Annotated in this window: 16 protein-coding genes; 6 read left to right on the forward strand and 10 right to left on the reverse strand. The window is 69.7% G+C overall.

The annotated features are described in order from the left end of the window. Positions 1–3: 3 nt before the first annotated feature. Together BLQ75_RS00295 and BLQ75_RS00300 are read left to right on the forward strand one after the other, a co-directional pair. On the forward strand, positions 4–735 hold the full coding sequence (locus BLQ75_RS00295) for a TIGR03089 family protein (RefSeq protein ID WP_092596037.1): 732 nt from the start codon (positions 4–6) through the stop codon (positions 733–735). Positions 736–879: 144 nt separating this feature from the next. Beyond that, positions 880–1,665, forward strand: a complete 786-nt coding sequence (locus BLQ75_RS00300; RefSeq protein ID WP_092596038.1) for a thioesterase family protein — start codon at positions 880–882, stop codon at positions 1,663–1,665. Positions 1,666–1,708: 43 nt separating this feature from the next. Here the strand turns inward: BLQ75_RS00300 and purE are convergent, their stop codons facing one another. Next, positions 1,709–2,200, reverse strand: coding sequence for a 5-(carboxyamino)imidazole ribonucleotide mutase (purE, locus tag BLQ75_RS00305; protein ID WP_092597123.1), 492 nt, complete (start codon positions 2,198–2,200; stop codon positions 1,709–1,711). 225 nt (positions 2,201–2,425) lie between these two features. Next, positions 2,426–3,349, reverse strand: coding sequence for a LysR family transcriptional regulator (locus tag BLQ75_RS00310; RefSeq protein ID WP_092596039.1), 924 nt, complete (start codon positions 3,347–3,349; stop codon positions 2,426–2,428). Positions 3,350–3,423: 74 nt separating this feature from the next. Here BLQ75_RS00310 and BLQ75_RS00315 point away from each other — a divergent pair, with 74 nt between their 5' ends. Then, positions 3,424–4,338 carry a DMT family transporter gene (locus BLQ75_RS00315; protein ID WP_211481083.1) on the forward strand — a complete coding sequence of 305 codons (915 nt, stop codon included), beginning with the start codon at positions 3,424–3,426 and terminating at the stop codon, positions 4,336–4,338. A 184-nt stretch (positions 4,339–4,522) separates the two neighbouring features. Here BLQ75_RS00315 and BLQ75_RS00320 read toward each other — a convergent pair whose 3' ends face one another. The 3 genes from BLQ75_RS00320 to BLQ75_RS00330 form a co-directional block, all read right to left on the reverse strand. Continuing rightward, positions 4,523–4,984 carry a DUF2599 domain-containing protein gene (locus tag BLQ75_RS00320; RefSeq protein ID WP_092596041.1) on the reverse strand — a complete coding sequence of 154 codons (462 nt, stop codon included), beginning with the start codon at positions 4,982–4,984 and terminating at the stop codon, positions 4,523–4,525. A gap of 311 nt (positions 4,985–5,295) precedes the next feature. Further along, on the reverse strand, positions 5,296–5,496 hold the full coding sequence (locus tag BLQ75_RS00325; RefSeq protein ID WP_092596044.1) for a DUF397 domain-containing protein: 201 nt from the start codon (positions 5,494–5,496) through the stop codon (positions 5,296–5,298). Continuing rightward, complete coding sequence (locus BLQ75_RS00330) at positions 5,483–6,370, reverse strand: helix-turn-helix domain-containing protein (RefSeq protein ID WP_092596045.1); 888 nt, start codon at positions 6,368–6,370, stop codon at positions 5,483–5,485. The genes BLQ75_RS00325 and BLQ75_RS00330 overlap by 14 nt, the downstream gene beginning before the upstream one ends. A gap of 173 nt (positions 6,371–6,543) precedes the next feature. On the opposite strand from BLQ75_RS00330, the gene BLQ75_RS00335 reads away from it, so the two are divergent. After that, on the forward strand, positions 6,544–6,744 hold the full coding sequence (locus BLQ75_RS00335) for a hypothetical protein (RefSeq protein ID WP_092596046.1): 201 nt from the start codon (positions 6,544–6,546) through the stop codon (positions 6,742–6,744). 224 nt (positions 6,745–6,968) lie between these two features. Here BLQ75_RS00335 and BLQ75_RS00340 read toward each other — a convergent pair whose 3' ends face one another. The 3 genes from BLQ75_RS00340 to BLQ75_RS00350 all read right to left on the reverse strand — a co-directional run bounded on the left by BLQ75_RS00340 (position 6,969) and on the right by BLQ75_RS00350 (position 9,687). Further along, positions 6,969–7,166 (reverse strand): DUF397 domain-containing protein, encoded by a 198-nt coding sequence (locus tag BLQ75_RS00340; protein WP_092596047.1) that lies wholly within the window; start codon positions 7,164–7,166, stop codon positions 6,969–6,971. A gap of 203 nt (positions 7,167–7,369) precedes the next feature. Beyond that, positions 7,370–8,554 carry a 5-(carboxyamino)imidazole ribonucleotide synthase gene (locus BLQ75_RS00345; protein WP_092596048.1) on the reverse strand — a complete coding sequence of 395 codons (1,185 nt, stop codon included), beginning with the start codon at positions 8,552–8,554 and terminating at the stop codon, positions 7,370–7,372. A 173-nt stretch (positions 8,555–8,727) separates the two neighbouring features. Next, the gene (locus BLQ75_RS00350; RefSeq protein ID WP_211481084.1) at positions 8,728–9,687 is read right to left on the reverse strand and encodes a hypothetical protein; all 960 of its coding nucleotides are present in this window, start codon (positions 9,685–9,687) and stop codon (positions 8,728–8,730) included. Between the two features lie 199 nt (positions 9,688–9,886). On the opposite strand from BLQ75_RS00350, the gene BLQ75_RS00355 reads away from it, so the two are divergent. Together BLQ75_RS00355 and BLQ75_RS00360 are read left to right on the forward strand one after the other, a co-directional pair. After that, entirely contained in the window at positions 9,887–12,409 is a 2,523-nt protein-coding gene (locus BLQ75_RS00355) for a sigma-70 family RNA polymerase sigma factor (RefSeq protein WP_092596056.1), read from the forward strand. A 184-nt stretch (positions 12,410–12,593) separates the two neighbouring features. Then, positions 12,594–13,241 carry a GtrA family protein gene (locus BLQ75_RS00360; RefSeq protein WP_092596059.1) on the forward strand — a complete coding sequence of 216 codons (648 nt, stop codon included), beginning with the start codon at positions 12,594–12,596 and terminating at the stop codon, positions 13,239–13,241. Positions 13,242–13,378: 137 nt separating this feature from the next. Here the strand turns inward: BLQ75_RS00360 and BLQ75_RS00365 are convergent, their stop codons facing one another. Both BLQ75_RS00365 and BLQ75_RS00370 read right to left on the reverse strand, forming a co-directional pair. Further along, on the reverse strand, positions 13,379–14,881 hold the full coding sequence (locus BLQ75_RS00365) for a family 43 glycosylhydrolase (protein WP_092596061.1): 1,503 nt from the start codon (positions 14,879–14,881) through the stop codon (positions 13,379–13,381). A 296-nt stretch (positions 14,882–15,177) separates the two neighbouring features. Then, a complete protein-coding gene (locus tag BLQ75_RS00370; RefSeq protein ID WP_092596063.1) occupies positions 15,178–17,721 on the reverse strand; it encodes an alpha-L-arabinofuranosidase C-terminal domain-containing protein in 2,544 nt (847 codons plus the stop codon). Positions 17,722–17,953 lie beyond the last annotated feature (232 nt).

A 17,953-nucleotide genomic window follows, 5' to 3' on the forward strand; every position in this document is an offset into this window, starting at 1 on the left:
CCGATGAGCGTCACCGCGACTCTGCTGTCCCCGTTGCTGGCCAACGGATCGGCACGGCCACTGATCACGCACTACGACGAGGCCACGGGCGGTCGCGTGGAACTCTCCCGCGCCACCGTGGGCAACTGGGCGGCGAAAACGGCCAACTGGCTGACCGAGGAGCTCGACATCGAACCGGGGATGCCGGTGGCGGTCCGGCTGCCCGCCCACTGGCAGACCGCGGGAATCCTGCTGGGTGCCTGGTGGTGTGGTGCCCGGGTGACCGACTCGGCCTCGGGTGCGGAAGCGGCGTTCGTTCCCGGGCAGCGGGTCTCGGAGGGCGAGGGCGCCGGCACCGTGCTCGCGGTGGGCCTGGACGCGCTGGGGGGTTCCGTGCCGGGACTCGACGGCGACGTGCTGGACTTCGCCTCCGAGGTGCGCGTGCGCGGCGACGAGTTCACCCCCCTGCTGCCGGTCCCCGGCGACACCCCCGCCCTGCTCGAATCCACTGTGGACGAGCTGGTGGGAGCTGCCCGGCGACGCGCCACGACGTTGGGGATCGGCGGCCGGGACCGCGTGCTGTCCGCACTGGAGTGGACGATGCCGGAGGGAGTGCTGGACGGCCTGCTGGCGGTGCTGGCGGGAGAGGCGTCGTTGGTTCAGCTCACCGGACTTTTCGAGGGCGACAACACCGAGCTGCTGGACAAGCGGCGTTCCGACGAGAAAACCACGGTGGAGCTCGGGATCGCCGGATGAGGGGTTTCCCGCCCCACGCGGGCACGGCTCCGGTCTCCCAACCTTCGGGGCTCGATCCTCGGCAACGACGCCCGGCCGCACCGAGTCGGCGAACCGGTCCTGACACGTCTCGCAATTTGCTTTACTCGCAAGTAGCATCAGGGCGTGTCCGATTCGACGCAGACCCTGTTCGAGACCGACGGCGAAGGGTTCGTCGCCACCGAGGCGGCGGGAAACCCGTGGGGCGAGCTGACCGGGGGTGGACCGGTCGCCGGGCTGCTGGCCCGCGCCATCGAAGGCGCGGTACCCGATCCCGAACTGTTCGTCGCCCGGCTGACCTTCGACCTGATGCGCCCGGTCCCCCGGCAGCACGTGGCGGTATCGACCCGCTCCCTGCGCTCGGGCAAGCGCCTGCACGTCGTCGAGGCCGAGCTGACCAGCGGCGCGGAAACGCTCACCCGGGCAACCGCACAGCTGCTGCGGCGCACCGAGCTGGACGGGTCGAACCGCACGTCACCACCGCCGTTCACCGGCCCGGAAGGGCTCGCCGACGGATCGCTGATCCCGCCCGAGCTCGGGCTGCGCTGGGGAGTCCACGACGTGGTCGACGTGCGGTGGGTCGACGACCAGAGCAGCCCGGACGCCAGCAGGGTGTGGATGCGGATGCCCGTTCCACTACTGCCCGCGGAACCGATGAGTCCACTGGTGCACACCGCCACACTGGTGGACTGCATCAGCGCGGCCAGCCCCGTCGGCGAGCTGTTCGGGCCGTGGATCAACACCGACATCACCTGCTACCTGCACCGCGAACTCGCGGGCGAATGGCTGGGCATGGAGATCCGGCGGGACGTCGAGACCAGCGGCATCGGAGTGGCCAGAGCCAGGCTGTTCGACACCCACGGACCGATCGGCACCGCGCACGAGGCGGTGCTCGTCAACGAGCTCGGCTGAAGCCGAACGAGGCTTCGTCGTCCGAACGTTTCCGGACGCGCTCCTACTCCCCGGCTGCCACCCGCTCGCGCAGCGCGGAGTCCTTGTCCAGCACCTTGGTCTCCAGCTCGGCCTGGAACCGGCTCATCCGCTCGCGCAGCCGGGCACCGAGCTCGCCGGAGTCGGCCGCCAGGGTGCGTACGGCCAGCAGCCCGGCGTTGCGCGCGCCGCCGACGGAAACGGTCGCCACCGGGATACCGGCGGGCATCTGCACGATGGACAGCAGCGAGTCCATGCCGTCCAGGTACTTCAGCGGAACCGGCACCCCGATGACCGGCAGGACGGTGGCCGAGGCGACCATGCCGGGCAAGTGAGCCGCACCGCCCGCACCGGCGATGACGACCCGGACGCCTCGGTCCGCCGCGCCGGCGGCGTAGTCCAGCATCCGCCGCGGGGTGCGGTGCGCCGAGTAGACCCCCACCTCGTAGGGAACGTCGAACTCGGTCAACGCCTCCCCGGCTTCCCGCATCACCGGCCAGTCCGAGTCACTGCCCATCACCAGGCCCACCAGCGGTGTCCGCCCGTCGGAGTCCACCAACGATTCCTCCCCGTGCTCGTCGCGTCGCTTTCCCGCCGAGCCTAGATCCCCGGAGGAGGTTCCGGTCGGGTGGTGGCGCGCCCGACGCGGCCCGGCTCCCGTACGGTGCCCTCCGCTCTCGGAGCCGGCGCGGCCACGCGGCTCCGCCCCGGTGGGACGGCGCGAACCGGGTGAGGAGTCCCACTACTGTTGGTCGTGCGGGGCCACCAGGGTCTGCTGTTCGGTGACGGCTGCCAGGGCGTCCACGCAGGCGCGGATCGCCGGACGCTCGGAGTCGGTGCGCCACAGCGCGAGCACCTGCCGTTGCAGCACCGGTCTGGTTCGCACGATCGCGACCCCGGCGGGTACCGAATCGCGGGCCAGCCGGGGTACCAGCGCCCCCGCGAGGTTGGCGGCGACCAGTTCGAGCTGGGTGGGATACCCGGCCACGTTGCAGGTGACGCGCGGTTCGAACCCCTGCGAGCGCAGGGTCTGCACCAACCACTCGTGGCAGGCGGTATCGCTGGCCCAGCTCACCCAGGGGGTGTCGGCGAGCTCGTGCAGCGCGACCGTGCTGCGATGGGCGAGCCGGTGCTGCTCCGGCAGCGCGACATCGGCGGTGTCGGTGCACAGCCTGCGGTAGCTGACCTCGGCGGGCAGCTGCGCGGGCCGCCTGTCCCAGCTCTCCAGCACCGCCAGGTCGAGGTCGCGGCGCACCAGGGCCGGGATCGTCTCCTCCGCCTCACCTTCCCGCAGCGTGACCTCCAGCCTGGGATGTCTGCGGTGCAGCGCGCTCAACGCCCCGGGAACCACCGCCCGCAGCACGGTGGAGATCGAGCCGATCCGCAGCGGGCCGAGTATCTCCTCGCTTAGGCCCTCCAGGTCGGATCGCGCCTCCGACATCCGGGAGAGGATCTCCGAGGCGTGCTTGGCCAGCACGTGACCGGCGGCCGTGAGGCGTACGCCGCGGCCGTGCTGCTCCAGCAGTTGGTGTCCCGTCTCACGTTCCAGCTTGGCGAGCTGCTGGGACACCCCGGAGGGGGTCACGTGCAGCGCGGACGCGGCCAGGGCCACGGAGCCGTGCGCTGCGAGGGCGTGCAACGCGCGCAGTCGTTCCACATTGAACACACAAGTGATTCTACCGAATTCCAGGCAGAAATATTCGCTTGTGCTCAATATTCTCGGCCCGCATCGTCGAATTCATGACCACCGCCGACACCGAGCGGACCACCGCCGGACGCCCCACCTCCCCCGACGCCCGAATGATCCTGACCCTCGGGGCCACGATCCTGTCCGCCTCGGCGCTGTTCATGAAGCTGTCCGGCACCACCACCGGAACGGCGGCCTTCTTCCGCTGCCTGCTCGCGCTTCCGGTGCTGCTCCCCCTCGCGCTGCGCGAACGGCGCGTGCTCGGCGGGCGGAGCCTCCGCTGGGCGGCGTTGGACCTGCTGGCGGGATTCTTCCTGGGACTGGACCTGGTGCTGTGGGGCGAGTCCATCGTCAACATCGGCACCGGAATCGCCACGGTGCTGAACAACGTGCAGGTGCTGGCCGCGCCGCTGCTGGCGCTGCTGATCACCCGCGAACGCCTGTCGGCGACATTCCTGCTGGCCACCCCGGTGATGCTCGCCGGTGTGGCGCTGGTCGGCGGCGTGGCCGACAGCCGGGCGTTCGGGGAGGCTCCCGCCTACGGCGCGGTACTGGGCGCCGCCTCCGGGGTGGCCTACGGCGGCTACCTCTTCCTGCTGCGACTGGGTGGCAAGCGGCACACCGGGCACCGCTTCTCCCCGGCCTGCCTGGCCTCGGCATCGGCCGCGGCGACTGCGCTGCTGGTCGGCGCCCCCTGGCAGGGCGTGGAACTGCTGGTCGGCTGGCCAGCCCTGGGCTGGCTGGCGGCCCTCGCACTGTCCTCGCAGGTTACGGGCCTACTGGTGGTGGGCTCGGCGCTGCCCCGAGTTCCCAGCAGCGTCGGCAGCACGCTGTTGCTGCTGCAACCGGTGCTGGCTGTGCTGTGGGGAGTGGTCGTGCTCGGTGAGGCACCCACGTGGTGGCAGCTGCTGGGCTGCGTGCTGGTGGTGGGAACGGTCTGGTTCGCCGGCCGCCGCACGAGCTCCTGACGCACCGGGAGCCCGGCGGTTCGCGGATGGCCCCGGGCCGTCGAGAGCCCGGGGCGTCGATACGTGGAAGGCAGACCTCGAAACACCGCTGCCCGGCGTCGGGCCTCGACGGAGCGAGAGCCCGCGAGAGGTTCCGCCGGGTGGGTAGGTGGGTACGGCGGCAGGGGTGAGCGGCGAACTCCGGTCAGGAGGACCCGCCGCCGTCACTGCTGTCCCAGTTACACCTGTGCTTCAGCGGGTTGTCCGTCTTCCAGTCGGGGTTGGACTGTCGGTCGGACTCCATGTTCCACTCCTGCTCCTTGCGCGCGAAGGCAGCGTGGCAGTCGAACTGCTGGCGCAGGGTGTCCAGGTTCGGAAAGGTCACGCAGTTCCGCAGGTCGCCCCAGGCCACCCCGACCGAGGGGTGGGGTACGCGCAGGGCGTGCCCCGGAACCATGTTGACCTCGAACATGTTGCCCTTGTTGTTCACCGACGCCTTCTTGATCAGGAGGCTGCCGCAGGAACGCCAGCCCTGGTCCGGCGGCAGCGGGGCGGCCTGCGCCTGACCCGCGGCCGGTCCGGCACCCAGCAGCGTGGCGGCCAGCGTGGTGGCCGCCAGGAGTGCGAACCGCTTCGTCGCGCGGGCGGTCCTGGTGGATCCGAGCATATTCGCGCTTCCTCCGCTCTCGGCAGACGCGGTGCTTTGGCGAGGTCGGTCGAGTGCGGGAACCGCTCACCGGAGCGGCCGGGCCGGTCCCGGGGACGCGGTCGCGAGCCCCGAAGGCTTCCGGCGCTCACCCACGGCTTCCTCCCGCGACGCTCGATGACCATCGCCGGTTGTAACAAGTCCGAATCGCCCGGAAAACCACGTCCGACACATCTGATCGGTTCGAACCAGAAACTCACCGGTTCCGACTACCCCGGAAAGAGCAAGGCGAGCACCGAACCGCACCAATGCGGGGAAAGCGGGCAACGGGATCAGCCGTCCCGCAGCCCCGCCACGAACTCGCGCCACCGTAAGGGGTCGAACACCAGCACCGGCGAGGCGTCACCCCGCTTGCTGTCCCGCACACCGACCACCTCGGGGGCCGAGGAGACCTCCACGCAGTCGCCCTGGGGCCTGCTGAAACTGGACTTGCGCCATGCGGTTCCGGTCCACGGAGACTCACCCGCGTTCACTCGACAACTCCTTCACAGCTCGTTGAATCAGCTCTCTGGAGTCTGCCAGAGAAGCCGAAACATCGAGCAGACGCTCCATGGCCTGTTCGTAGAGTTCGATCTCGCCTTCTTCCTCGTAATAACGTGCATCTCCCAGCAACTCAACGAAGACCACCCCGTGATCACCTACCATCTCCTCGGGAAACGACAAGATCTTGAACGGGTAGTCGAGCTGTCCCTCGAAAGCCCCCACGTCCAGCGGAAGTACTCGCAAAGTTATCTGGGGATGTTCCATGTCGCGCAGCAAGGACAACAGCTGCTCACGCATGTCCTCCGCACTACCTTGACGCCGATAGAAAACGCTCTCGTCCACGACTACGCGCAGACGTGCCGGGCGAGACTCACGTTCGAAGACGTGACGTCGCCCCAACCGAAGATTAATCAACTGTTTCATCGAGTTCTCCGCGTACGCGGAGTCAGCACTGAACATCGCCTGGGCATAGTTCTTCGTCTGCAACAGTCCCGGCAGAAAAGTCGGAGCGAAGGCATCGATTCGAACCGCGCCCGACTCCAGCCCCAAGTAGTGGTCGAACCACGAGGGGATCTGTGAGACTTTTTGCCACCAGTTCTCGCCCCGCCGAGCTCCATCACGCAGCGCGCGATAGTGCTCGATCTCGTCGCTCGCTCCGTACATGTCGAGCAGCACTTCGAGATCGCCGACTGAAGGCAAGTTCCGCCCCGATTCGTAGTGCCCGATCGTCTGACGACGAACGTCGAGACGCGCTGCGGCTTCATCCTGACCGACGCCTGCGTGTCGCCTGAGGTTGAACAGTCCCATACCGAGCCATCGACGCAACAGGATCGGACTGGAGTTCAGAAAAGGCGAGGTCGTCAACGCTTCTCCTTCGAGCTATCCGCACGTCGAGCGCGCCAAGAAAAGCATCACCACCCGAACGTGCCTTCGTAGCCAGTTGTCTTGTTACGGTAACAAAAGTAGCATCAACGGCTAGCTGGATGATCCAGATCACCAGTAGAGCAGATCGGTACACCCATTCAGGAGGAGCCGTGATGAACGGGGTCAGCATGGGCACGTGGATCAAGGTGGACGACGGTCCGATCCGCTACGCGGTGTGCGGCGACGTGGTGGAGATGGAGCTCGGCGGGCAGGGTTCGGGCGCCGAACTCGTCACCACCGAGGAAGGCCTGAGCAACCTGCTGCGCGAAGGCACCGCAGCACTTCACGAACTCCGGCGGAAACGCCACGGCTGACCCACGGGGTACGGTGCGGTGCTCTCGCCACTCCTTCTTCCAGCGGGGAACGGGAGCACCACCCCTTACCGTCCGAGTCGTACAGCCCCAGCACCACTCTGGGAACCGACGGAAGACTTTCCCGGAGCTTCGTGCCGGATACCGTCGCGACTCAGACGCCGAAGATCATGCGGGAAACGAGTTCCTGCCACTCACCAGTGTCACCACCCGGTCTCCGCGCCCCCTCACCGTCCGAGGGCGGACACGAACTCCCGCCACCGCGCCCGGTCGAACACCAGCACCGGCGAGGCGTCACCCCGCTTGCTGTCCCGCACACCGACCACCTCGGGGGCCGAGGAGACCTCCACGCAGTCGCGCTCCGGATCACTGTGACCGGACTTGCGCCATGCGGCCCCGCTCCACGGCACCTCACCCGCGTTCATTCGACAACTCCTTCACGGCTCGTCGGATCAGCCGAGTGGAAGTCGTGATCGAACCACGCGGGATGAGGCCGACGGAACCCACCGCCGCCGGTTCTCACCCGACCGAGCTCGCCCGGCCGAGCACGACAGCGCTCGCTCCCGACCACCGACACCGTGCCGCCCGAACGGCTCCTTCCGCGAAACCGACCCGCCGTCGATCGGATTCAGTGGATGGAGTAACCATCGGGCCACTCGGCGTGCGCGAGCCAGTGCGCGGCCAGCCGGGCCCGCTCACTGACCTCGTCCATCCGCTCCCCGAGCACGTTGACGTGGCCGACCTTGCGTCCGGGCCGCTCGGCCTTGCCGTAGAGGTGCAGCTTGACCCCGGGGAAACGCGCGAACAGGTGATGCACCCGCTCGTCCACGCTCATCCTCGGCTCGGTGGGGGCGGCGAGCACGTTGCCCATGGCCACGGCCGGGGCGGTCAGCTCGGTGCTGCCGAGCGGGTAGTCCAGCACCGCCCGCAGGTGCTGCTCGAACTGCGAGGTCCGCGACCCGTCGATGCTGAAGTGGCCGGAGTTGTGCGGCCGCATCGCCAGCTCGTTGATGACCAGGCCGTCCGCGGTCTCGAACATCTCGACCGCGAGCACCCCCACCACACCCAGCTCGTGGGCGATCCGGAGCGCGATGTCCTGGGCCCGCTGCCGCAGCTCCGCTGAGGCGTCGGGAGCGGGGGCGAGCACCCGCACGCAGATCCCCTCGGACTGCACGGTCTCCACCACCGGCCAGGCGGCGCCCTGGCCGAACGGCGAGCGGCCGACGAGCACGGCGAGTTCCCTGCGCAGCGCCACTCGCTGCTCCACCATCAGCGGGGCTCCCGCGTCGAGCAGCTCGCCGACGGTGCGCCGCGCGCCGTCCGGGGTGTTCAGCACCCACACGCCCTTGCCGTCGTAGCCGCCGCGCGCGGTCTTGAGCACGCAGGGCCAGCCGTGGGCGGCGCCGAACTCGAGCACATCGGTGACGCTGCCGACCTCGGCGAACGGCGGAACCGGCAGTTCCAGGTCACGCAGCCTGCGGCGCATCACGAGCTTGTCCTGCGCGTGCCGCAGCGCCTCCGGGCCGGGGTGCACCGCAACCCCCTCGGCGGCGAGCGCGCTCAGATGCCCGTTGGGGACGTGTTCGTGATCGAACGTCACGGCATCGCAGCCCGCCGCGAACGCGCGCAGCGCCTCGAGGTCGGTGTGCGAGCCGATCTCGACGTTCGGGGCGACCAGCGCCGCCGATTCGTCCGGGGCGCCCGCCAGTACCTTCAACGACTGGCCGAGGCCGATGGCCGCCTGGTGCGTCATGCGCGCGAGCTGGCCGCCACCGACCATGCCGACGACGGGAGTTGCAGTGCGGTGGTCCACAGATTGGATAGCCTACCCGTTCGGGGGAAGCGGCCGAGCGCCGGTATCCCCACCGCAACTCCCCTTCCGAAACATCGGGAACCGCTCCGTGGCACCACACACCGGCACGTGGGCCGGTGCGTGGTTCCGGCGAGCACCCCCCACCACGACGACCACGGAGGCTCGACGTCCGGTCAGCTCAGCGAGTCGAGCAGTTCGCAGGCACCGGAGTACTCGGCGGGCAGGCGCAGCTCGCGAATGCTCACGGCACGGCCCGACTCGTCCATGGCTCGCCGCAGCTCCGGATCGGCCCGCATACGGGCGTTGATCGCCGATTCGGCGCGGCGGCGTCGCTCCACGATCCGGGGATCGTTGCGGGTGAGCACCACCGGGGTGGACTCGCGCAGCAGCGAGACGGTCTCCCCTCGGTCGAAGACCTCCCGCAGCACGTCGGCGGCCAGCACCACTCCCATCAACCGGGACCACCGGACGTCCTCGTGCGGCAACCGGAGGCTGGTGACCAGCAGCTCGTAGCTGTCCCGACCGGTCTCCGTTTCGCCTCCCGCTCGGGCGGCCCCGGTCTCGCGGTACACCTCGTACAACCGCATCCGCAGGTAGGAACGCGTGGTCAGCCCGGTCAGCGCGTCGGTGACCTCCCGCTCGACCGAACGTCCGGCGACGACGTCCGCCCATGCGAGCGCCGCTCGGCGCAGCAGCGCCGGAGGCACCTCCTCGCACTCACCACCGACCAGGGCGCTTCCGGTGTTGCCTCCCGAGAGCACCGCGTGCAGCACAGTGAGATCACGCAGCGTCTCGTCCAGGCCGATCCCGGATTCGGCCCGCTGCGCGGCGAGCCTGCCCACTTCCTCCTCCAGGCCCTCCCCATGCAGGGCGGCGTCGCACACCCGGTCGATGGCGGTGCAGTACCAGTCGCCGGGAAACGGCCACCCGGAGGCGAGCGTGGCGCCGCGCCACCTGGAGCGCAGCGCGCGGCGGTGTTCCGCTCCGCCGGAAGCCGGTGTCGAGCCACCCGGGTGGACCGCCCCCGTTCGGCGCGGCCCGGCTCCCGGAGCGTTCCGCCGCGACTGCCGGGGGGCGTCCGAATCGCGGCTGTGTCTCTGCTGTTCGGGTGATTGTTCCCTCGGTGGTTCCATCCGTCCTCCCCTTCTGGTGACTCCCCGCTGTGGGGACGGCCTGAGAGGTAGTCCGTGACGGTGACCCGAATAGCGTTCACCCGGAGAGTTCGATCACAATCATCGCTGAGTACAGTGCCGACCACACCGCGAACACACTGCGGCTCGTCGCGGCCACGCCGCGACTCGTCATCGACAAACACCGAGGGGAGCGCAGGGTTTGGGGACGGTCCCTGACGAATTCGAGGACGCGGGCGACAACGAGCTGATCGAAGCCGTCCGCTCGGGTTCCACGGCAGCGTACGGCGTGCTCTACGAACGCCACAGCTTCGCGGCCCACAGCATGGCTCGCCAGGTGGCCAACGATTCCTCGGAGGCCGACGACCTCGTCTCCGAGGCATTCGCGAAAGTGCTCACCGGCCTGCGTTCGGGGCAGGGGCCCAACACGGCCTTCCGGGCCTACCTGCTCACGGCGGTCCGCCGCACGGCCTACGACCGCACCCGCAAGGACCGCAAACTGCGGTACTCGGCCGACGTCGGTGCCGAGGAGGGCGCCGACGTGAGTGTCCCGTTCACCGATCCGGCGGTGGCGGGCTTGGAGAGGTCACTGGCCGCGCAGGCGTTCGCCAGGCTGCCCGAACGCTGGCAGACGGTGCTGTGGCACCTGGAGATCGAAGGGGAGTCCCCCGCGGAGGTGGCCCCCGTCCTGGGACTGACCGCCAACGGTGTCTCCGCGCTGGCCTACCGGGCGCGCGAGGGGTTGCGGCAGGCATACCTGCAGGTCCACCTCGGACAGTTGGAAACCACCGAGGAGGACGCGGAGCATTGCCGGGCCACCGCGCAGCGCCTGGGCGCCTGGACGCGCGGGGGATTGTCCAAGCGGGAGTCGGCGCAGGTGGACACGCACCTGGACTCCTGCACGCGCTGTCGCGCGCTGGCCGCCGAGCTGGGGGACATCAACGGTGGGCTGCGGCTGGTGGTCGCGCCGTTCGTGCTGGGCAGCAGCGCGGCGGGTTATCTGGCTGGGGGATCGGGCACGGCCGCCGCTACCGGGGTCACCGCCGCGGGAGGCACCGCGGGCGCGGCGGGGGCGGCGGGCGCGGCCACCTCGCTGCCCCGTCAGGTCCTCGGCACCACCGCCTCCACCGCCGCGATGGTCGTTGCGGTCGCCCTGGGGCTGGCGGCGGGCGGACAGCCGCCGAACCCGGCGGCGGCATCCCCTCCCCCACCCGAACGTCCCGTCCCCGAGGAGCCCACACCACGTCCCGAACCGCCCGCACCACAACCGTCGCCCGAACGACCACCCGTCCCGGAACCACCGCCCGAGCCGAGTCCCGAACAGGCTCCCCCTCGAGCTCCCACGCCCGGTGAACCGAATCTCGTGGCCTCGGGGCCGGGGCAGCCGGTGCACCTGGTCGCGGGCGGCGATCCCGCCGACCTGCCCATCACGATCCGCAACAACGGCGAGGGGCTCTCCGAACCGATAACGGCCAGGCTCTCGCTGCCGGAAGGCATCGGCGCCCGGCTGCCCGGGGCCACGAACGCACCGGGGTCGGAGGATGAAGCCGCAGGCACCGGCCCCGCCTGGGTGACGGCGCGTTCGGCGCGGGCGGCGAGCATCGCGAGCCCGGCGCCCCGCGAGGAGGCTTCCTCCCCCACCGACGGGACGCCCCCCCGGGTCGGGTGCACCTCGACGGGGGACTCGCTGACCTGCGTCAGCGCGCGGGGGTTGCGTCCCGACGAGGAGCTGCGGCTGGGTTTCCGGGTACGTGCGGACCACACCGCCCGCAGCGGCGAGGTCGCGGTGGACATCACCAGCGCGGGAGGACTCTCGCTCTCGCTGGCCGAGGTGCGCGTCCGGGTGAAACCACGCACCGAACCCGGCATAGCGCTGGAGACGAGCAGCTGGAGCGGGGTGTTCCCCTGGAGCGGCTCCCGGGTGCACGCGCACGCCCGCAACACCGGCGACACCACCGGGCGCGCGAGTGTCGTGTTCGAGCTGCCGGAGGGCCTCCGCGCGGTGGGCGTTCCCGAGCACTGCGAGCGGACGGGATCGAACCTCCGCTGTTCGGAGGAGCTGCGCCCCGGGCGGACGGCCGACTTCGCGGTGTGGCTGTGCGACTCGCGATGGCTGACGTTCCACCCGCTCTCGGAGGAGGAGCTGGCGTCCGAATCGCCCGCCGACTGGCTGCGGCCGACGAGCATCCCGGTCAGGGCCGAACTCGGCAAGGCGACCGACAGCGCTCGGATCACCCTGCGGCCGTGGTGGTCCCGACTGCCCGACCACTGGAAGTTTCCCGACAGCTGGTCCGGCACGGCGCAGTGGACGGACCCCGGTTCCTGGCGTCCCGGTACGCGGGACCGCGGCGAGATGCTACCGCCGCCGGAGTCGTCCCGGAAGCCGGAGCCGAGATCGCACCCCACCGGGGAACCGGAACGGGAGAACGGCACCGCCCCCACGGGAACGACCGGCGGTCGCTCCGAGCCCACCGGCGAGGTCCCGTCCGAGCAGGAGCCCTCGACCGGTGGGAACGGCCCGCGGGAATCGGGGAAGGACACCTCCCCACCGGCCGCTTCCGAACGGAAGACCGGGAGCGCCCCCGCCTCCTCGGATGCTCCCGAGGAGCCGACACCAGCCCCGTCCCGACCGCCGGAGCGGTCCGAGCGGCCCACCCCGGAGGAGTCCGAGTCCTCCGGGGCGGGTGACCTCGGCGACTTCCTCCGGCGGCTGCTGTCCGGCTGACCGGGAAGTGGTGGCGAACCGGATGCACCCTCGCCCCGGGCACGGCGATCTCACGGGAAACGCACGTTCCCGGGGCGTCCTCGCCGCCGCGAACGCGGAGGTGGTTATGAGTCGTGCCACCCGAGCTGGGGGAGGAGTCCCTCGTGGGAAGGGGTGTGGTCGACTCCCTCCGTACACTCGTCGGGTGTCGGTAGACGACGAGGTGCTCACCCAACTCCCCCAGCCGCTCCGGAAGCTGGCGCCGCGCTCCCGCGAACTGCTGAAGTTCGCGATGGTGGGCGCGAGCACCTTCCTCATCGACACGGTGATCTTCTTCGTGCTCAAGTGGACGGTACTGGCCCCCAAGCCGGTCACGGCCAAGGTCATCGCCGTGCTGGTGGCCACGATCGTCTCCTACGTCCTCAACCGGGAGTGGGCCTTCCGGGAGCGCGGCGGTAAGGAACGTCACCACGAGGCCAGCCTGTACTTCCTGTTCAGCGGCATCGCGATCGGGCTCTACGCCGCGCCGCTGTGGATCTCCCGGTACCTGCTGCACCTGCAGACGCCCCACACCACCCCGCTTGTGGAGGAGATCGCCGACTTCGCCTCGGGCCAGGTGCTCGGCGTGCTGCTGGGTATGGCCTTCCGCTGGTGGGCGTTCCGCCGCTGGGTCTTCCCCGCCCAGGAGCCGGAGAGCACCGAGCACTCCGACGCACGTCGCAACGTCGCCCCCTTCCCCGTCGGACGAGCCGCTGCCGGACGAGCGGCCGCCGGGGATCGCGGTGACGACCCGAACGACACTGGCAACGGGCCGGACGAGAAGCGGGACGTCTCGCGTCCCGCCGCGGGGTGAGCACGCCCCGGAGCCGGGTGGGGACCGGCGGACCCCACCCGGAAGTCCACGCACGCGGGGGGGCGTCTTTCGTGCGCGGACCGCGTGGAACCCGACCACGGCGCCGGACGAGAGCTCTCGGCGCCGTGGCGGGCGGCTCACCGCAGTCGGAAGGTCGCCCGCTGCCGGTCCGCCCAACTCCGGGGGCGCTCGACCACGAGCCTGCCCTCGCGGTGCGCGAGGTAGCTGTGCGGGTCCTCCGACAGCCGGAAGGACACGCCGTCTCGACCGGCCAGCCCCTCGTCCCGGATGAATCCGCTGGCCCGGCCGTACTCGTCGCTGTCGGCGTAGGGCGCGACCACGGGGGAACCGTCACTCACCCGAACGTGGTGGTCGGGAAGGTCGACGCAGCGCAGCGCCACCCTGCCGGGGTCCAGAAATCCGGGCACGATTCGGAACTGGCTCCGCTCGACGCGGTCGGCGACCCTGTCGACCACCAACCGGCCGTCCCGTCCGTGCCGCACGAAGGACTCCGGGCTGTCCAGCGGTGAGAGCCGAACCACCGACTCGCCCCCGGCGATCGGTATCCCGAGCTCGGGCGTCCCGTCCGGGTGCCAGTTCAACTTCTGCACCCTGGTGTGGCGGTTCGGGTCGTACAGCGGGTCGCCGTCGATCTCGCGGTAGGACCGCGCGTGGTAGACGAGGACGTCGGTTTCGCCGTCCTCGGCGACCGTGAAGGAGTTGTGTCCCGGTCCGAACCGGCTGTTGGCCTCGTTGGTCTCCATCAACGGCTGGGGCGACTTGGTCCAGGAGGCCGGATCGAGCAGGTTCGCCCGGGCGTCGGCGGTCAGCAGCCCCACGCAGTAGTTGGCGTCGGTGGCGCTGGCCGAGAAGGTCATGAAGACCCGCCCGTTGCGGACCAGCACGTAGGCCCCCTCGTTGACCTTGAAACCCCGGGTCTCCCAGTCCGCGGTGGGCACCGCGATCCGCACCGGGTCCCCCTTGATCGCCACCGGGGAGGCCATCTCGGCGATGTAGAGGTTGCTGTTGGTGTCGATGCCGGGTTCCGCCTGCGCCCACACGTAGTACCTGGTACCCGCGTGCTCGAAGGTGGTCGCGTCGAGCGCGAAGGTGTCCCAGGCCGTGGTGATCTGCCCGCGCAGCTCCCAGGCGTCCTCGCGGGGGTCCTCGGCGCGGGATTCGAGCACGTACATCCGGATGCGGAACACGTCGTCGGAGTCACCGGCCGCGAAGTAGATGTACCAGCGACCGTCGATGCGGTGCAGTTCCGGTGCCCAGATGTGGCCGCCCATCCGCCCGGACTTCGGGCGGCGCCAGACGGTGCGTTCACCGGTGTGGGCCAGTCCCTCGATGGTGGGAGCGCCGCGCACCACGATGCGGTCGTACTCGGGCACCGAGCCGGTCATGTAGTACATGCCGCGGTGGGGGTAGGTGATGAGCGGATCGGCGCGCCGCTCGATCAGCGGGTCGCGGGTGGTCAGCACGCCGGTGTCCCGGGCGGGCTCCTGCCCGTGTCCCCTGCCGGGCCGCTGTGTCGCCGCGCTCGCCGAGGTGCCGAGCAGCGGAACCGCCGCCGCTCCCGCCGCGGCCGCTCCGCCGCCGCGCAGCAGCGAGCGGCGATTCAGGTTGTTCTGCGTCATGTCGTACTCCTGTTCGGAGAAAGTGACGTGGAGGCTTTTCGAGTTGTGCGGGGTTTTCCGTGTTGTGACTGGCGAGAGTGATGCTTCGGCTCGGCGGTGCCGAACTCCCACCACTGCCGTAGGCCGCACTCCAACCACTCCCGCGGTCGGCACCGCCGTGGGTTCTCCTGGGCGGCTCTCGCGAGGAAGGCCCGACGTGGTGTAGTACCTACCCGATGTCGGGCCTCGGCGGAGCGAGAGCCGCCCGGGAGGTCCCGCCACCCGAGCTCACGGACGAGCCGAGCGGAAACCCTCGGTCAGTTGCCTTGCGTCCTGATCCGCATCACGGTGATCGAGTTGGCCGGGAAGGTGTGGCTGAAGTTCTCGTCCACGCCCCGGATCACCGACTTCTCGGGTTTGATCGGCCGCGACTCGGCGGTGTTGACCGCCTGGGGGTCGCCCTGGAGCGTGGTCAGTCGGGCCGTGTTCGCCAGCCGCGGGGCGCCGTCGATGTCCAGCCGGGTACGCGCACGGTTGTCCTGGGCGTTGACGACCTTGACGATCAGCTCACCGGTCTTCTCGTCCCTGGTGACCACCTGGCGGAACGGTTCGGCGTTCTGCTCGTCGGTGAAGCTGCCCCACTTCTCGCCGTCGAGGAACAGTGTCACCTTCCGGCCCCGGACCTCGACCCTGATGTCGTACTCCCGGCCGGTCTCGATGGTGGTGTCCTTGGACAGCACGGTCTGCGAGCTGCCCGCGGTGGTTTTCTGCACCGCGGAGCGGGTGTTGTTCCAGCCGCCCAGGTTCCACCAGTAGTAGTCGTCGGTGCCCTCGACGCCGAAGGCGACGAGGAACCCTTCGCTGCCCGCGCGCTTGGTGGCGGTCAGGTGCAGGTCGTAGTCGCTCCAGCTCTTGTCGCCCGCCGTGACCATGGTGTTCTGGACGCTCGCGTCCGACTGCACGTAGGCCCCGTCCTGGATCGACCAGTCGCCGGTGCCGGTGAGCCCACTCCACTTCGAGGCGTCGCCGGAGAAGTCGTCGGCCAGCAGCGTCTCGCCGTCGGCGGAGGTCACCCGCACGTCGTCGTAAGCGGCGCTGGTGTTCCAGGTGGACAGTCCCACCGCACCGCTGATCGGTTTCTCCTCCACCGGGGTCGAGGAGGCCTCGCTGGGCACCACCTCGTCACCGACGTTGTTGCCGAACAGCTTCTGGACCTCGTAGGAGGCCGAGCCCCACGACCGGTGGTTGTCGAACCAGATCATGTCCGGGGTCCACTGCGGATCGTCCTCGTGGGCCAGCAGTGGGGCGTAGGAGCTCATCCGCACCACGTCGGCGTTGCGTTCCAGCCCGGTCATGAAGGACGCCTCGACCAGCGCGTTGTAGAACCTGTTTCCCTCGGAGGCGTACTCGGTCAGCGAGACCTTCGGCCCCGAGCGGTCGTAGGAGTCGTAGCGCCGGTTGTTCTCCAGGAACCACTGGGGATTGTTGTAGTAGTGCTCGTCGACCATCTCCGCGTCCTGCTCGCGCGCGAGTTCCCAGGCGCGGTCGAAGACGGCTCCGCTGTCGTCGGGCCCCGAGTTGGCGACCACGGTGATCCCGGGGTAGCGCTGCTCGATGGCGTCGCGGAACTTCTCGAAGTGCTCGTAGAAGTCCTCGGGGAGGTTCTCCTCGTTGCCCACGGCCAGGTGTGTGAGCCCGAAGGGCTCGGGGTGGCCCATGGCGGCGCGCTTGGCGCCCCACTCGGTGTCGACCGAGCCGTTGGCGAACTGGATCAGGTCGAGGGTGTCCTGGATGTGGCGCCGCAGCAGCTGGGGATCGTGAGTGGCCTCGTTCTCACCGCAGCCGGTGACCAGCGCGGGCACCACCGGCAGCGGCATGGCGCCGATGTTCTCGGCGAACCGGAAGTACTCGTAGAACCCGAGGCCGTAGGACTGGTTGTAGCCCCAGAAGTTGGCGTTGGTGGGGCGTTGTTCGACCGGTCCGACGGTGTCCTTCCACTGGTAGGAGCGGCGGCGTTCCCAGTCGGGGGCCTGGTAGGACTCGTGGCTGCCGGTGTTGACCAGGCATCCGCCCGGGAACCGCAGGAATCCGGGGTTGAGCGCCTCGATCTTGCGGGCCAGATCCTCGCGCAGCCCGTTGGGCTCGCCCTTGAACGTGTCGCGTGGGAAGAGCGAGACCATGTCCAGCCGCAGGGTTCCCGAACCGTGTCCGAGCACGCGCAGCCCACCGGTGTCGGTGTCGCTGTGCGCCACGAAGGTCTTGGTGTACTCGGTCCACTGGTCACCCCGGACTCTGATCCGCATGGTGCGGCCGACCGGTGAGCCTGAGCCGTCGGTGGCGGTCACGGTCAGCGGGGTGCCGCCGGGCTGGTCGCTGCGGGCCCAGATCGAGAAGTCGTACTTCTCACCGCGCTCCAGCGACATCCCGGAGTGGTATCCGGCGTTGGTCACCCCGTAGGCGGCGCGACCGTGGGCGTTCGGCCGCAACCGCAGGTAGCGGCGGTTGTTCTCGTTGAGCCGCTGGGCGTCGTCGATCACCTCGGCGGAACCCTCGGCGCCGCCGACCGAGGTGGTGCTCCAGCCGGTCATCGGGGTGTAGGAGGGGTTGTCCACGGTGTCGTACTCGAAGGAGCGGTTACGCACCAGCTCCGCGTAGATGCCGCCGTCGGCGGCGTCGTTGATGTCCTCGAAGAAGACTCCGTGCATGGTGTCGGGGATCGACGTGGTCTCTCCCCCCGCGTTCACTCGCAGGGAGTAGTCGATCGGTGAGCTTTCCGCTGGCTCCGCCAGAGCCGACGGCAGCAGCGCGCCGCCCAGCAGTACGGCCGTGGCCAGGCCGACCGCCGAGTGTAATCGGGACATGCGGGCTCCAAGTCCTGCTTCGGATGACCGAGATCCTTTTTGTTTGGAATACCGGACCAAGTCCGATATTCCGAAAAAGTAATCGCCCTCACAGTCATGGTCAACAGCATGTGACAGCGTGATCGCGCCCGGACCGCCGCCGAACTGGGATTATCGGCGCGCGGCGACACCGGGGGGCGGGTCCGGTCTCGGACCAGACGGCGGGACCGCCCCGAAGCGGGCTTGCAGCCCG

Source organism: Actinopolyspora xinjiangensis (genome assembly GCF_900104475.1).
GTDB lineage: Bacteria > Actinomycetota > Actinomycetes > Mycobacteriales > Pseudonocardiaceae > Actinopolyspora > Actinopolyspora xinjiangensis.

Bases quoted from the DNA above. Each gene is read 5' to 3' on its own strand.
- BLQ75_RS00365 (WP_092596061.1), bottom strand. From the start codon at position 14,881: ATGACGCAGAACAACCTGAATCGCCGCTCGCTGCTGCGCGGCGGCGGA.
- BLQ75_RS00340 (WP_092596047.1), bottom strand. From the start codon at position 7,166: ATGAACGCGGGTGAGGTGCCGTGGAGCGGGGCCGCATGGCGCAAGTCC.
- purE (WP_092597123.1), bottom strand. From the start codon at position 2,200: ATGGGCAGTGACTCGGACTGGCCGGTGATGCGGGAAGCCGGGGAGGCG.
- BLQ75_RS00335 (WP_092596046.1), top strand. From the start codon at position 6,544: ATGAACGGGGTCAGCATGGGCACGTGGATCAAGGTGGACGACGGTCCG.
- BLQ75_RS00295 (WP_092596037.1), top strand. From the start codon at position 4: ATGAGCGTCACCGCGACTCTGCTGTCCCCGTTGCTGGCCAACGGATCG.
- BLQ75_RS00350 (WP_211481084.1), bottom strand. From the start codon at position 9,687: ATGGAACCACCGAGGGAACAATCACCCGAACAGCAGAGACACAGCCGC.
- BLQ75_RS00315 (WP_211481083.1), top strand. From the start codon at position 3,424: ATGACCACCGCCGACACCGAGCGGACCACCGCCGGACGCCCCACCTCC.
- BLQ75_RS00320 (WP_092596041.1), bottom strand. From the start codon at position 4,984: ATGCTCGGATCCACCAGGACCGCCCGCGCGACGAAGCGGTTCGCACTC.
- BLQ75_RS00370 (WP_092596063.1), bottom strand. From the start codon at position 17,721: ATGTCCCGATTACACTCGGCGGTCGGCCTGGCCACGGCCGTACTGCTG.